Origin of the sequence: Inquilinus limosus DSM 16000, assembly GCF_000423185.1 — a bacterium.
GTDB classification, from domain to species: domain Bacteria; phylum Pseudomonadota; class Alphaproteobacteria; order DSM-16000; family Inquilinaceae; genus Inquilinus; species Inquilinus limosus.
In genome coordinates this window covers 1-15,812 of the sequence record NZ_AUHM01000006.1, presented here as the reverse complement: position 1 = coordinate 15,812, position 15,812 = coordinate 1, and the positions used below count along the sequence as shown (strand labels likewise).

Below are 15,812 nucleotides of genomic sequence, written 5' to 3'. Positions count from 1 at the left end.
CCCTATGCCAACCAGGCATGCTTACGCGAAATCATGGAATTAGACAGCATAGCCTCGACTTCTCATAGTGCGGCTCATGTGTCAATTCTGTGACAACGGGAGCAACACCGTGTCGCTGATGAACATGGGAGGACGGTCCGGCATGCTGCCGGCGGTCGGGGTGGTCCTGGGCCTGGCCGCTGCGGCCACGCCGGCCCGGGCGCAGCCCACGTTGGTGTTCGCCGGTTATGGCGGGTCGTCGGAGGCGGTGTTCCGCGAGCGGATCCTGCCGCCCTTCGAGCAGGCCCATGGCGTGCGCGTCGACTATGTCGCCGGCACTTCGGCCGCGAATCTGGCCCGGCTGCAGGCGCAGCGGGCCCGTCCGGAGGTGGATGTCGCGCTGCTCGATGACGGGCCGATGCAGCAGGCGATCGGCCTCGGCCTGTGCGATCCGCTGCCGACGGCGCCGGTGCTGGAGGAGCTGTATCCCCTGGCCGGCGCCGGCGGTGCCGGGCGGGCCGTCGGGATCGGCATCGTCGCCACCGGGCTGGCCTACAACACCGAGACCTTCCGCAAGCTGAACCGGCCGCCGCCGCAATCCTGGGCCGAGCTGGGCGATCCCGCGCTCAGGGGGCAGGTGCTGGTGCCGTCGCTGAGCAACAGCTACGGCCTGCACGCCCTGCTCGCCCTCGCCCGGACCGGGGGCGGTGACGCCCGGAACATCGAGCCCGGCTTCCGCTTCATGAGCGATGCGGTGGCCCCGGGGGTGCTGTCCTTCGAGACCAGCTCGGCCAAGATCTCCGAGCTGTTCCAGACCGGCGAGGCGGCGCTGGCGGTGTGGGGCAACGGCCGCACCCAGGCGCTGGCCGACACCGGCTTCCCGGTCGCCTTCGCGATGCCGAAGGAGGGCGCCGTCGCCCTGGTGTCCATGGCCTGCCCGGTGGCCGGCAGCGATGTCGCCGAGCTGTCGCGGCAGCTGATCCTCTACCTGCTCAGCCCCGAGGTGCAGGCGTTGCTGGCGGAGCAGGCCGGCTGGGGGCCGGCGAACCGACGGGTGACGCTGACACCGGCGGTGGCCGCCCGTGTGGTCTACGGGCCCGAGGCGATCGACCGGCTGGTCCGGGTCGACTGGCCCGAGGTCAATGCGGCGCGACCGGACTGGACCCGCCGCTGGGCCCGCGAGATCGAGCGCTGATCCCGCCGCCCGACGACACCGCTCCCCGACTGCGGAGGCCCATCGATGCCCGACCTCGTCCTCGAAAACCTGTCGAAGCGCTTCGGCCCCGTCGCCGCGGTCGACGGGCTGTCGCTGACCGTGCGGGACGACGAGTTCGTCTCGCTGCTGGGGCCGTCCGGCTGCGGCAAGAGCACCACCCTGCAGATGATCGCCGGCTTCATCGACCCGACCGGCGGCGCCATCCGGCTCGGCGGCCGCGACATCGGCCGGGTCCGCGCCTGCGACCGCGGCCTCGGCGTGGTGTTCCAGAGCTATGCCCTGTTCCCGCACATGACCGTGGCCGAGAACGTCGCCTTCGGGCTGGAGATGCGGCGCGTACGGCGTGACGCGCGGGCGCGGCGCGTGGCGCAGGCCCTGGCGCTGGTGCGGCTGGAGGATCTGGCGCGGCGCATGCCGGCGCAGCTCTCCGGCGGCCAGCAGCAGCGCGTCGCCCTGGCCCGCGCCCTGGTGATCGAGCCGCCGCTGCTGCTGCTCGACGAGCCGCTGTCCAATCTCGACGCCAAGCTGCGCGAGGAGATGCAGCTGGAGCTGCGTCGGATCCAGCGCGAGGTCGGCACCACCACCCTCATGGTGACGCACGACCAGGCCGAGGCGCTGGCCCTGAGCGACCGGGTGGCGGTGATGCGGGCCGGCCGGATCGAACAGGTCGGCACGCCGCGCGAGGTCTATGAACAGCCGGGCTCGAGCTTCGTCTCCTCTTTCCTCGGCAAGAGCAACATCCTGGCCGGCACGCCGATCCGGACGCCGGCCGGGATCGAGCTGGAGGTCGGCGGCCGCCGCATTCCGGCGCCGCCGCTGAACGGCCATGCCGGGGCGGGCCGGCTGGTGCTGTCGCTGCGGCCGGAGCGGATCCGGATCGACGGCGGACAGGCCGGGGACGGGCTGGCCGGCGTCGTCCGGGCGCGGGCCTTTCTCGGCAGCCACTGGGTCTACCAGGTGGACTCGGCCCTGGGCTCGCTGCTGGTCCACCGCCAGAGCGGCAGCGCGCCCTTCGGCGAGGGCGAGGCGATCCGCCTGTCCTGGGACACCGAGGATCTGCGCGTTGTCGGCGGCCGGGAGGACGGTCATGCGTAGCCCCGCCGGGACCTCATACCTCCTTTGTGCCCCGCCGCTGCTGTTCACCGCGCTGCTGCTGGCGACGCCGCTGCTCGCCACCCTGCTGCTGAGCCTGCACGGCTTCCGGCCGGAGAGCGGAATCGAGGCGACGACGGGCCTCGGCAATTATCTCGAGATCCTGTCCGACCCCTACTACCACGCGATCTTCCTGCGCACCCTGGCCCTGGCCTCGGTGGTCACCGCCGCCTGCGTGGTGCTGGGCTCGATCGAGGCGGTGGTGCTGTCCCGCATGGCCCCGCCCTGGCGCGGCATCTTCCTGCTGGTGATCCTGGGACCGCTGCTGATCTCGGTCGTGGTGCGCACGCTCGGCTGGGCCCTGCTGCTGGGCGGCCGGGGTCCGGTCAGCCTGGCGCTGCAGGCGCTCGGCCTCGCCGGCGGGCCGGTCTCGCTGCTGCAGAGCCCCGGCGCCGTGGTGCTGGCGCTGGTGCATGTGCTGGTGCCCTTCATCGTCGTCGCGGCCTGGGCGTCGCTGCAGCGCCTCAATCCCGAGATCGAGCGCGCCGGGGCCTCGCTCGGCGCCGGCGAGCTGACCATCCTGCGGCGCCTGGTGCTGCCGCATATGCTGCCGGGCATCCTGGGCGGGGCGGTGATCGTGTTCTCGCTGGCGGCGACCGCCTTCGCCACCCCGGCGATCATCGGCGGCCGGCGGCTGAAGGTGGCGGCGACCGCCACCTATGACGAGTTCCTGAACACGCTCAACTGGCCGCTGGGCGCCGCCATCGCCATGCTGCTGCTGGCCGGCAACATCGCCGTCCTGCTGCTCTGCCGCCGGCTGATGGACCGCCGCCGCAGCGGCAGGGTGGTGCGGCCGGAGGCGGCGGTATGAGGCGCAACGGCCCCTTCGCCCTCGCCTTCCACGCGCTGTTCATCGGCTTCATCCTGGCGCCGTTGGCCATGGTTTGCCTCGTCTCCTTCACCGACAAGGCCTACCTGTCCCTGCCCTTCGACGGCGCCTCCCTGCGCTGGTACCTCGCCCTGCTCGAGCAGCCGGAGTTCCTGCGCGCCCTGCGGCTCAGCCTGCTGGTGGCGCTGGCCTCGGCCACCCTGGCCGCGGCCCTGGCCCTGCCGGCGGCGCTGGCGATCGCCCGCCGCGACTTCCCCGGCCGCGACGCCGTCAGCGCCGCGCTGCTGTCGCCGCTCCTGGTGCCGCATGTCGTGCTCGGCGTCGCCTTCCTGCGCTTCTTCACCGGGCTCGGCCTGTCCGGCGGCCTGCCGGCCCTGATCCTGGCCCACACCGTGGTCGTCCTGCCCTTCGCGCTGCGGCTGACCATGGCCGCCTGCGCCGGCCTCGACCGGCGGATCGAGCAGGCGGCCGCGTCACTCGGCGCCCGCCCCTTCACCGTGTTCCGCCGGATGACCCTGCCGCTGCTGACCGCCGGCCTCAGCAGCGGCTGGATCCTGGCGTTCATCCACAGCTTCGACGAGCTGACCATGACGGCCTTCATCGCCTCGCCCTCGACCACCACCCTGCCGGTCTGGCTCTATCTCCGGATCGAGGAGACGATCACGCCGCTGGTCGCCTCCGTCTCCACCCTGCTGATCATCGGCGCGCTCGGCGCCATGGCCGTGCTGGAACGCCTCTACGGCCTCGACCGCATCCTGGCGGGGCGGGGCTGACCATGGCCGCATTCTCGCGCATCGCCGCCGCGGGCGAGCCCGCCACGCTGGAGATCGAGGTCGACGGCCGGCGGCTGGCGGTTCCCGCCGGCGCCTCGGTGGCGGCGGCCCTGCTGCTGCACGGTCGCCGGGCCCTGCACCGCGCCGCGGTCAGCGGCCTGCCGCGCGGCCCATACTGCATGATGGGGGCCTGCTTCGACTGCCTGGTCGAGATCGACGGCCGGCCCGGGCAGCAGGCCTGCCTGGCCGAGGTCCGCCCGGGCATGCGGATCCGCACCTCGGCGGGCGGCCGATGACGGTCCGCCACCAACTCGCCGTGATCGGCGCCGGACCCGCGGGCATGGCCGCCGCGGTGCAGGCCGATGCGCTCGGCCTGGACACGGTGCTGCTGGACGAACAGGGCGGGCCGGGCGGTCAGATCTACCGCTCGGTCGAACGATCGCCGCTGCGTGGCACCCGGATCCTGGGTCCGGACTATGCCGCCGGGGCCGGCCTCGCCGTGGCCCTCCGGGACAGCGCGGTCGAGTACCGGCCCGGAGCCGGCGTCTGGCATATCGAGCCCGGCTTCCGGCTGGCCCTCTCCGACGGCGACGGGATCCGCCTGATCACCGCCGACCGGGTGATCCTGGCGACGGGCGCCCTGGAACGCCCGATGCCGGTCGCAGGCTGGACGCTGCCCGGGGTGATGACCGCCGGCGCCGCCCAGCTGCTGCTGAAATCGAGCGCCCTGGCCGTCGACGGCGCCGTCTTCGCCGGCTGCGGTCCGCTGCTGTATCTGGTGGCGGCGCAGTATCTGCGCGCCGGCCTGACCATCCGGGCGATCCTCGACACCACCGATCCGGCCGATCGCCGCAGCGCTTTGGCATCGCTGTCGCTGGGGGGATCAGCGCTCCGCACCCTCGCCAAGGGCCTGGGCCTGCTGGCCGAGATCCGACGCGCCGGCGTGCCCGTGTTCCGCCGGGTCGAGGATCTGCGGATTGTGGGCCGCGGCCGCGTCGCCGGCGTCGCGTTCCGGCGCGGCGGCGTCTGGCAGCCGCTCGACGGCGTGACGACGGTGTTCCTGCATCAGGGCGTCGTGCCCAATCTCCAGCTCGCGTGGGCCGCCGGCTGCCCGCCGCTGTGGGATGCCGACCGGCTGTGCTGGACGGCGGAGACAGATGCCTGGGGCCGGTCCGCGGTGCCCGGCCTGCTGATCGCCGGCGACGCCGCCGGTATCGTCGGGGCGCGGGCGGCGGCGGACCGCGGCCGGCTGGCGGCCCTGGCCGCGGCCTGGTCTCTCGACTTCCTCTCCGAGCGGCACCGGGATGCGTTGGCCCGGCCGCTGCAGGCGTCGCTGCGGCGCGAGGCTGCGATCCGGCCGTTCCTGGAGCGGCTCTACCGGCCACGCTTCGGGCTGCGGGTCCCGGCCGACGACGCCGTGATCGTCTGCCGCTGCGAGGAGGTCACGGCCGGCATGGTGCGGCGGGAGGTCCGCCGCGGCGCGGTGGAGGCGAACCGGCTGAAGAGCGCTCTGCGCTGCGGCATGGGGCCGTGCCAGGGCCGGATCTGCGCCGGCACGGTCAGCGAGCTGGCCGCCGCCGCATCCGGCCTGCCGGTCGAGGCCGTCGGGCGCTTCCGGGTGCGGCCGCCGATCCGGCCGGTGCCGCTCGACCAGCTGGCACGTCTGCGGGCGGCTGAGACGGCGGAGGCATGAGATGCGGCCGACCTCGGACGCGATCGTGATCGGCGGCGGCCTGCAGGGCTGCTCGACCGCGCTGCATCTGGCCCGGCGCGGCCTCGGCGTCACCGTGATCGAGAAGGACTATGTCGGCCGGCATGCCTCGGGGGTGAATGCCGGCGGCGTCCGCACCCTGGGCCGGGCCCTGCCCGAGCTGCCGCTGTCGGTCGCGGCGAAGGCGCTGTGGCGGCGGATGGAGGCGCTGGTCGACGACGATTGCGGCTTCCGCCCCAGCGGCCAGGTCCGCGTCGCCGAGACCGTGGAGGAGATGGAAGGGCTGGGCCGGCGCAGCCGCGCCGTCGACGCGCTCGGACTGAACCATCGCGAGGCGGTGATCGACCGGCCGGAGCTGCGCCGGCTGCTGCCCGCGGTCGCGCCGCACTGCCTCGGCGGGCTGCACGTCGCCGATGACGGCTTCGCCGACCCGTTCCGGACCACGACCGCGTTCCGGCGCGCGGCCGAACGCGAGGGCGTGCGCATCGTCGAGGGCGCCGCGGTCACGGCGGTGACCCGCCCGGATCGCGGCAGCTGGCGCGTGACCGCCGGAGGCGAACCGCACGACGCGGCCCTGCTGTTCAACTGCGCCGGCGCCTGGGGCGGCCGGCTGGCGGCGGCGCTCGGCGATGCCGTGCCGCTGGCGGCGAACGGGTCGATGATGATGGTCACGGCCCGGATGCCGCGTTTCGTCGGGCCGGTGGTCGGGGCGGCGGGGCGCGCCCTGTCCTTCAAGCAGTTCGAGAACGGCACCGTGCTGATCGGCGGCGGGCATCGGGCCCCGGTCGACCTGGACAGCAACGCCACGGCGATCGATGTCCGCGCCCTGTCCCGGGCCGCCGGAAACGCGGCGGCGCTGTTCCCGATCATGGCTCGGGCCTCGATCGTGCGCTTCTGGTCCGGCATCGAGGGCTTCACCCCCGACGGGCTGCCCGTGCTCGGCCCCAGCGCCGCGGAGCCGGGGGCGTTCCACGCCTTCGGCTTTTCCGCGCACGGGTTCCAGCTCGGTCCGGTGGTCGGCCGCATCCTGGCCGAGCTTGCGCTCGACGGGACTGCCTCCCTGCCCGTCGCTCCCTTTCGGGTCGATCGCTTCCGGCGCGACCCTGCCGCCGCCGGCGCCGCCGGAACGATGGCCTGCCCCACGGAGTAAACGGACATGTATTACGGTGTCGAGAGCCGTAAGGTGGCTTCGGTCTATTCGAAGCTGAAGGAGCTGGTGGTCGATTTCCAGTTCCGTCCCGGCGAGCATCTGCACATCAACGAGTTGTCGGCCACCCTCAAGGTCAGCGTCACGCCGGTCCGCGAGGCGCTGATCCGCCTGACCGACGAGGGGCTGATCACCACCCAGCCGAACCGGGGCTTCTTCACCAAGGTCCCGGACCTCCACGAGATCGACGACCTGTACGGCCTGCTGCACGTGGTGCTGCGCAGCTCCCTGGAGGCGCGGAAGGATGATTTCGTGGCGGCGCCTCCATCCGGAGAGGACCCCGCCATGGCTGCGCCCGAGGCGTCACGCCTGCTTTGCATCCGGTTGGAACGCCTGCACGAGCAGATCGCGCGCATCTCGCTTAACCGCGAGCTGGTCCGGTTGACGCGGCAATGCAACGAGCGGACGCGGTATGTGCGTCTGGTCGATTGCGGATCGACCCACGCCGCCGAGATCCGGGAGCAGATCGAGGCACTGACTGGCGCTCTCGATGCTGGCTCGATGCAGCGGGCGATTCATGAATTGGATCGCCTCCTCTATTCGCAGCGGGGACGGCTGACCACGATCGTGAGAGAAATCGTCTCCGGCGCTGCCGCCGATGTTTAGACGTCGGCGAACTTTGCCTCGATCACACGGTCGCTTGACGATACGGCTCCGGAGCGATCGCCGATTCGCCCCCTCTATGGCCCGACGCAGGGTCAAATCGGGGGCAGGATGCCACCGATCCCCATACAAGCTCGCCATCGCCGTATAGCGAGCGTGCCGACGCTACGACGCGTTCACCTCCTGGACAGGTAGCCAACCACACGAAAGCTCTCCGATGCCTGCCTGCTTGAGCTCCCCGCCAGATCGTGCTCGGCGGCCGCGTCGGCGAGGCAACTCAACGGCCCCGCTGCACCACTCCCAGGGACACGCCCTATTGCGAAAGACCGTCACTTGTCAGAGCGCCTGCCGCCCGGCATGGTGGGGAGGATCCGAATAGGCACAAATTCGGACGTGTGGGGGACGGTTCGTACATGCACCGTGTGGGGAAGGCCGGCTGGCTTGCCGGTTTGCGGCTTGCTGCGATTCTGGCGGCGGCGCTGGGCGTGGCCTGCTGTCAGCAGAACGGCCAGGGGACCGTTCCGCGGGTCAACCCACTGGCCGCGGCGAACTTCGACGTTCCGTCAAAACTGCCGCGGCAACCGTCGGGATCGGTGGCGGTGACCGCTTCGCCGACCGACCTCCGCGGCCCACAGCTTTACTTCGGCACCGACGGCGCGCCCGTCCCGGCCGGAGCCGCTGCCGCGCCGGTCGTTGCCTCAGGCCAGGGCGCACAGATCAACTTCGAGAACGCCGACATCCGAGACTTCCTGAAGGCCGTCCTCGCCGACACGCTCAAGGTCTCCTACAGCGTCGACCCGCGGATCCAGGGCAGCGCAACCGTGTCCAGCAGTGCCGCCCTCAGCCGACAGGACCTCCTCGCAACGGTCGAGACCGTGCTGCGGATGAACGGCGCCGCCATGGTCGCCGAGGGCGCCGGCTATCGGATCGTGCCGGCAAGCGAAGCCGCGGGCGGCCGGGTGATGGTGCAGCTGGGATCCGACCCGACGCCCCTGCCGGCCGGCTACGGAGTCTCGATCATTCCCCTGCGGTTCGTCGAGGCGGCCACGGTCGCGCCGTTGATCAGCCCGGTGGCGAACAGCAACATGGTCCGGACCGACCCGGCCAGGAATCTTGTCGTAGTCTCGGGGCCGAGCGGCGACCGGGCGGCGATCGCGGAGATGGTCGCGGCCTTCGACGTGGATGCGATGCGCGGCGTCTCAGCGGGGCTGTTCCCCCTGCGCCGCTCCGATCCCGCCTCGATGATCCAGGAGCTGCGCTCCGTCTTCAAGCTGGGCGCCGAGGGCACGCCGCTGCAGGGCGGGATCGACTTCATCCCGGTGCGCCGGCTCAACGCCGTCATGGTCGTGGCCAGGCAGCCCGTGCGCCTGCGCCAGGCCGAGACCTGGATCAACCGGCTCGACCAGGGCGACAAGCAGGGCGTGCAGCTCTACGTCTACCGGGTCGCGAACGGCACGGCCGAGAATCTGGCCTCGATCCTCGGCCAATTCATGGGCCGTGGCCGCGGCGGTTCCCAGATCGGCGGCGACGGCAGCGCCGTGGCTCCTGCCCTGCCGGTTCAGACGGCGTCCACGGGCGCCGCCTCGATCCCCTCGCGCGCGGATGGCGCCTCGACAATGGATACGGGAGCCGTGATGTCCGCCGGCGAGAAGCTCGGCATTCTCTCCGACGATCTGAACAGCATGGTAGGCGGCGATGCCGGAACGCTCGGGTCAGGTGGCGCGGGCCGCGGCCCCGATCCGTTCGACGGCGCCCAGATCGTCGCCAACAAGGAGCGGAACTCGCTGATGGTCATGGCGACGCCCGAGGCCTGGCGCAAGATCGAGGCGGCGCTCCGGCTGATGGACACGCCGCGGTACCAGGTGCTGATCGAGGCGACGATCGCCGAGGTCACCCTGACCGACCAGCTGCGCTACGGGGTCCATTTCTGGCTGGAGAGCGGCAATTTCTCCGGCGTCTTCACCCAGAACAGCAGCTTCGGCGTCAACCCGACCGTCCCGGGCTTCAACTTCATCATCAGCAGCGGCAATTTCCGCGTCATCCTGGACGCATTGGCCAGCATCACCAATGTCCGCGTGATGTCGTCGCCGTCGCTCGCCGTGCTCGACAACCAGACCGCGCAGTTGAAGGTCGGCGACCAGGTCCCGGTGATCACGCGGCAGCAGCAATCCACCGACAACCCGGACGCGCCCATCGTCAACAATGTCGAGTACCGCGACACCGGTGTGATCCTGCAGGTGACACCCCGCATCAACCCCGATGGCCAGGTCGATCTCGACATCCGCCAGGAGGTCAGCAACGTCGTGGAGGGAACCGAGGACCGGACCAATCCGACGATTTCGCAGCGAGAGGTCGGAACCTCGGTCTCCGTGGCGAGCGGCCAGACCGTAATCCTCGGCGGGCTGATCTCCGATCGCCAGAGCACCGGCAATTCCGGCGTTCCGGTGCTGCGCGATATTCCGCTCGTCGGCAACCTCTTCAGCGGCGTCTCGAACAGCGACCAGCGCACCGAGCTGGTGATCCTGATCACGCCGAGGGTGATCCGCAGCGCCGCCGACGCGAAGGCGGTGGCCGAGGAGTTCCGGAACCGGATGCAGCTGTTCGGCGCTCCCCCGCCCAAGAAATGATGCCTTGCAACCGGGCGGCAGTCGGCCGGGCGCGTCGTCCCGTCAGGAATATTTGCGTGAGTGGCTTGCGCGCAGCCCGAGACTCGGATTAACTTTTATTCATGTTCCCGTGAAATTCGACCGGCACGGCACGGCGAAGCAGGGCTGTGACCGGCGATGAAGCGGGCACGGAGGGCATTTGTCATAAATTGATCTGAAGACCGAGGACGGCGGATCTGCCGGAGTCGGAGTGAGGGTTTGCGTGCCCGGGACCGTCGGTCGTCCGGAGCATTGATCGGATAAGTGCGGTAGCGCTGGCGAGATGGACGCCGGCCTTGTGATTTGAACCAGTGATTTTCTCGACGCTCGGTCGAGTCACGCCGGTCCAAGCCCGCCCCGAGAGCGGGCGACGCCGGCGGGAGGCGAGACCGCAAGCGCGCAGCGGGGGAGAGACAAGATCATGCGGGCGGACGTTCGGGTCTGGTCGGGCGCGGCTGCGTTCCCGGCGTGGGGCGCGGTGCGCGCGGTCTCGGTGTCGATGCTGGTGCTGGCGGCCTTGTCCGGTGCGCCGGCGGTCCGCGCCCAGGACGAAGCCCCGCCGCCAGAGACGATCGGGCCGGAGACCTTGGTTCCTTCGGACGAAGCGGCCGAGGCGCCCCCCTCGTCCGAGGCAGACACGGCCGAGGCTCAGCCGGAAACGCCGGCGGAGCCCGAGAGCGGCGCCGCGCCGGACGCAGCCGCGACGACGGTTGCCGCAGCGGCCGCATCGGATGATGCGACGCCGCGGCAGCTGTCGCTGCCGGTTCTGCCGAACGAGCCGCCCCCGGCGCCCTTCAACGGCAGCTACACGACAGAGCTGCCGATCGAGGTTCCCGCGTATCGTGGCCTCGAGCCGAAGCTGAAGCTGGTCTACGATTCGACCCTGGGCCTGAAGGCCGGTGGCCACTATGCCGGCTTCGTCGGGATCGGGTGGCGGCTCGCCGGCGTCCCGGACATCGTGCGGGTATCGCCGCGCAAGGGCGTGGCGAATCTCGACAGCAACGACGTCTACATGCTGGACGGGCAGGAGCTGGTGTCCTGCAGCGCGTTGTCGGAGGCGACCCGGGCGAACACGGCGAGCTGTGCCGCCGGCGGCACGCACACGACCCGGGTCGAGAGCTACCGCAAGATCAAATACGAGGCCGCCTACAACCAATGGCTGGTGTGGGATCCGGACGGGACGCTGTCGGTGTTCCGCCTGGCGCAGGATGTCGCGGCCGCCGGGGCGGCCGCCGCGGAAGCCGAGCCGGCCATGGCCGCGACGGCGACCGCCGGCGTGGCCGAGACGAGCACGGCCCTGGACGGCACGCCCGAAGCGCCGTCGCCCGAGGAGACGGAGGCCGGCATAACGGCGGAACCCGGACCGGACGTTGTCGATGGTACCGGTACGGTCACAGAGCCCGACCCGACGCTGGAGGGGACTTCGGCCGAGCCGCCGGCCGAGGAGGAGAACTGGGATCTCGACAGCGCCGTGGTGACGGTGCCGGAGCTGGTCGAGCCGCCCGATGATCCAGCCGAAGTGCCGGAGACGCCAGTGGCGGAGGCCGCATCGACCGCGTCGTCCTCGGCGACGACCATGGCGGTCGGGGACGAGGATTGGGTGGCGCAGAACCGCTACCGCTGGCTGCTGACCCGGGTCAGCGACCCGCACGGCAATGCGGCTTATTACCGCTACGCATGCACCGCACCGATCTGCTGGCCGTACCAAGTCACCTACAACCAGGTCAAGGTGAACCTCGGCTGGTACCTCGGAGAGCAGCTGACCCGCGCGACCGGGAACGGGCTGGCCCGTCTGCGAGAGAGGCTCCACCGGATCGAGGTGTTCGTCGCCGACCAGCGCCTGCGTGCCTATCACCTGTACTACACGAACGGCTCGACCGGCCTCCCCCGGCTGACGTCGGTGCGGCACTACGGGACGGACTTCGTCTGGCACGACCAGAATGGCGGCTATTACACCGGCCGCCACCTGCCGGAATGGCAGTTCAAGTACTCCACGGGCGGGGTGTCACTGTCGGGGGGACCATCCTACCAGGTCGGGGACACCAAGGATCAGACCTTTACCTACGCGGATTTCACCGGCGACGGCCGGCAGGACGTGCTGATGGTCCGCACCGATAGGGAGAACATCGGGACATCCCAGGAGCCGGAATACGTCAAACAGTGCTCATTGCAGCTGTGGCGGTCGGTGCCGGGTAGGAACGAGCTGGCGACGACGACCGCGCCGGGCGGGGAGCGGCGCTGCGACCCTCAAGCCGAGGAGGAGGACAAGGCGCCGAATTACAGCTTCCGGACGGGGGATTTCGACGGCGACGGCAAGGCGGATATCGCACATGTGACGAGCCGCAGCATCACGGTGTGGCTGTCGCGCTGGAACGGGTCGGCGCCGAACTGGCAGGAATACCGAATCGGGATCGCCGATCCGGTGCGGCATTGCACCGGGGGCAATCCGGACAACCGCACCTGCGATCCGCTGGATCGGACCGGCGGCGGGGACGTCGCCCTGGCCGATATCGACGGCGAAGGCAGGGTGGAGTTCGTCGTCACGGCGAAGAACGATCCCGTCCACGGATACGAAAAAAGGAAGATCCACTACTGGACGGGCGGCGGCTTCGGCTCGATCGACCATGGCGCCGATCTCGGCGACACCATGCAGGTGGTGGCGACCCCCGACCTGAACGGCAATGGCCGGCAGGAGCTCGTGGTCGCCGAGATGAAGCTGGGGAGCACCGGCTCCGGGGTGTACGAGCACCGGGCGGGGGCGCGGTTCGACCTGGACAAGACGGCGAACACCGCCTTGCCCGACGGCTGGAGCTTCATCGGCGCCCAGGGCGATTTCAACGGCGACGGCGCAACCGATCTCGCCAGGCTGGTCGGGACCACCGACCCGAAGGTGCAGTTCCTGTTCTCCTACGGCCACAAGCTGGCGCTGCATGGTCAGGTCCCTATCGAGGGCAAGTGCAGCCAATACGACGACAGTCGGGGATGCCGCTTGTTTGCCGGGGACTTCAACGCCGACGGCCGGACCGACCTGCTGGTGACGGGTTTCCTCGACAAGCCGGACGAGTTCCTGAACACCAAGACACATGCAAAGCTGCTGCTGACCGGCCAATGGTCGCGGCCGCCGCAGATCATCGACGCCCACAGGGTGGACGGCGTCGCTGACTTCAACGGCGACGGGATGGCCGACATTGTTCAGGTGCTGAACGACGAGTTCTCGATCCGGTACTCGTCGCCGGCCGCGAACTCGCCGGCGCCGGTGCCGGACCTGCTGATCTGGACCAAGAACCCGATCGGCGGCCAGACCTGGATCGGGTACACGCCCTCCTCGGCCTATACCAATGCCAACCTGCCTTTCGTGCTGCCGGTCGTGACCTATGTGGGGCAGTGGGACGGCGTGAGCCCGCGGGCGGTGACCACCTTCCGTTACGGCGGCGGCCGCTGGCATGCGGGCGAGCGGCGCTTCCTCGGCTTCGCCAGCGTCTTCGTCGAACGGCCGGCGAGCGTGACGGGCCCGGCGCCCGGGGTCCATTACCAGTTCATGCAGAGCCTGGCGTCGGCCGGCAAGCCGAAGCTGATCCGCCACCATGCCGGCCCCAACGGCTACACCGCGGTGCTGCGAGAGGAACGCGAGGGCTATGCCGAGCGGAACACCGTCCCCTATCGGTCGTGGAACACGGTGAGCGCGGCGGATCTCGTGCTGGCGAGCGGCGATCGCCATACCACCCGCACCGAGCGGAGCTTCGATATCTGGGGCAACGTCACGCGGCTGGTGGAGCAGGGGCTGGTCGTTCCGAACGATCCGGCGGCGGCGGCCGACGACCGCGTCACCCTGACCGGCTATTTCCCCAACACGGCCGGCTACATCGTCGCACTGCCGGCCTACCGGAAGCTGCTCGGCCCCGGCGGCACGCAGCTGCGGCAGACACTGTATCTGTATGACGGCGCGGCCGACTATTGGACGCCGCCGACCAAGGGCGACATGACGGCGGAGCGGCGCTGGCTGTCGAACCCTTCCGGCTGGGTGACGCGGCGCTTCGCCTATGACGGCTGGGGCAACCAGATCGCCGCGGCCCAGACCGTGGGCTCGCAGGAGATCCGCACCACGACCTCCTACGACCCGCAATTCCACCTCTTTCCGGCGCAGGTCGTGAAGCAGCTGTCCGCGACGGAACCACGGCTGAACCACGTCACCAAGGCCAGCATCCACCTGCCGTGCCTGAAGCCGGCGACGACGACCGACGTGAACGGCCAGGTCTCGACCTGGTTCTATGACGAGTTCTGCCGCCCGACCCAGGTCGACAAGCCGGGCGGAGACTATCTGCGATGGCTATACCTGGGCATCGGCGATCCGGCCACGCAGAAGGTGGAGGTCCGGATGCCGGGCCCGGTCTGGGGGACCTATATCGGCGGACAGCAGCAGTTCGACGGCTTCGGCCGTATCCGGCACACCTACGCTACGGCCCCGGATGGCACTCAGGCCCAGGTCATCGTGGTCGACAAGGAGTATGACGGCCGCGGCAATCTGATCGCCGAGACGGTGCCGTACTACGCCGGCGACCACTCCGTCGCCAACCCTGCGCCTCGAACGAGCTATCGTTTCGATGCGCTGGACCGGCAGGTCTGGAGGATCCTGCCGGATAAGAACGCCTACCGGACGGAGTACGGCTTCAACCCGGGCGCCGAATCCTACAGCTGGGCGGCGGTGTACGACCCGACCGGCCGGAAGATCTCCGCGACCCGCTACGACGCGTTCGGCCGGGTGCGGGCGACCGAGCAATGGAAAGACAACAGCGCCCGGGCCGACACGGTGTTCACCTGGGACGCGGCGGATCAGCTGGTCGGGATCACCGATCCGATCGGCGCGAGATGGAGCTACGGCTACGACACGCTGGGGCGGCGGATCGCGGTGTCGGACCCGGATCTCGGGGCGTCGACCTATCGGTACGACCTCGCCGACCGTCTGGTGGCGCAGACGGATGCGCGGGGGACGGTGACCAGCTTCGCCTATGACGCGTTGAGCCGGGTGACGCGCAAGCGGGTGCGGCTGCAGGGGCAGCCGCCGACCGGCGGCGAGGTGACGGATTATTTCTACGACGGCGGCCCGGCGGGCGCTGCCAACAGGGGGCAGCTGGTGCGCCAGGTGAACGCCTTCGGCCGGCTGTGCACGGATTACGATGTGGCGGGCCGGGTGGTGACGCAGCGCTGGACGGTGTGGCAGCCGGGGGCGGACCAGACGGTGAACTGCAGCCAGCCGGATCCGCGCTCCACCTTCACGGCCCGGACGGCATACGACCGCGGCGGCCGGGTGCTGGGCAAGACCTATCCGGACAATTCGAGCGCCGGCGACACCGTCGGCCAGGTGGGGAGCACCGGCACCCCGTTCACCTATGACGGGGCCGGACGGCTGAAGTCGGTCCCGGGGCTGATCGCGTCGATCACCTATGATGCGGCGGGCCGGCCGCTGGAGACGAAATATGCCAGCGGCGCGACGACGGTCGACAGCTACGATCCGAACCGGGGCTGGCTGCTGACCCGGTCCACCAAGGTCGGGTCGGACGACCGGTTCTCGGTCCGCTACACCTACGACCCGACGATCGGCCTGATCAAGACGGCCGACATCACGGTCCGGCAGCCGGAGCACTGGACCTACGCCTATGACGGGCTGTTCCGGCTGGTCACGGCGGACAACCAGGACGG

At 70.4% G+C, this 15,812-nt stretch carries 10 protein-coding genes; all 10 read left to right on the top strand.

What is annotated here, in order from left to right:
* Positions 1 to 118: 118 nt before the first annotated feature.
* The gene (locus tag G537_RS0109260; RefSeq protein ID WP_034851259.1) at positions 119 to 1,174 is read left to right on the top strand and encodes an ABC transporter substrate-binding protein; all 1,056 of its coding nucleotides are present in this window, start codon (positions 119 to 121) and stop codon (positions 1,172 to 1,174) included.
* A 45-nt stretch (positions 1,175 to 1,219) separates the two neighbouring features.
* Complete coding sequence (locus G537_RS0109255; protein ID WP_026869883.1) at positions 1,220 to 2,290, top strand: ABC transporter ATP-binding protein; 1,071 nt, start codon at positions 1,220 to 1,222, stop codon at positions 2,288 to 2,290.
* Entirely contained in the window at positions 2,283 to 3,158 is an 876-nt protein-coding gene (locus G537_RS0109250; RefSeq protein ID WP_026869882.1) for an ABC transporter permease, read from the top strand. The genes G537_RS0109255 and G537_RS0109250 overlap by 8 nt, the downstream gene beginning before the upstream one ends.
* Complete coding sequence (locus tag G537_RS0109245; protein ID WP_026869881.1) at positions 3,155 to 3,949, top strand: ABC transporter permease; 795 nt, start codon at positions 3,155 to 3,157, stop codon at positions 3,947 to 3,949. Before G537_RS0109250 ends, G537_RS0109245 begins: the two co-directional genes overlap by 4 nt.
* A 2-nt stretch (positions 3,950 to 3,951) precedes the next feature.
* On the top strand, positions 3,952 to 4,245 hold the full coding sequence (locus tag G537_RS0109240) for a (2Fe-2S)-binding protein (protein WP_026869880.1): 294 nt from the start codon (positions 3,952 to 3,954) through the stop codon (positions 4,243 to 4,245).
* Positions 4,242 to 5,642, top strand: a complete 1,401-nt coding sequence (locus G537_RS0109235) for an FAD/NAD(P)-dependent oxidoreductase (protein ID WP_026869879.1) — start codon at positions 4,242 to 4,244, stop codon at positions 5,640 to 5,642. Before G537_RS0109240 ends, G537_RS0109235 begins: the two co-directional genes overlap by 4 nt.
* Before the next feature lies 1 nt (position 5,643).
* Positions 5,644 to 6,810, top strand: a complete 1,167-nt coding sequence (locus G537_RS0109230; protein ID WP_026869878.1) for an NAD(P)/FAD-dependent oxidoreductase — start codon at positions 5,644 to 5,646, stop codon at positions 6,808 to 6,810.
* A 6-nt stretch (positions 6,811 to 6,816) separates the two neighbouring features.
* Positions 6,817 to 7,473 carry a GntR family transcriptional regulator gene (locus G537_RS0109225; RefSeq protein WP_026869877.1) on the top strand — a complete coding sequence of 219 codons (657 nt, stop codon included), beginning with the start codon at positions 6,817 to 6,819 and terminating at the stop codon, positions 7,471 to 7,473.
* A 245-nt stretch (positions 7,474 to 7,718) separates the two neighbouring features.
* The gene (gene gspD, locus G537_RS37120) at positions 7,719 to 10,097 is read left to right on the top strand and encodes a type II secretion system secretin GspD (protein ID WP_155888558.1); all 2,379 of its coding nucleotides are present in this window, start codon (positions 7,719 to 7,721) and stop codon (positions 10,095 to 10,097) included.
* A 439-nt stretch (positions 10,098 to 10,536) separates the two neighbouring features.
* The coding region (locus G537_RS37115; protein ID WP_034851187.1) for a toxin TcdB middle/N-terminal domain-containing protein at positions 10,537 to 15,812 on the top strand (5,276 nt) is incomplete at its 3' end.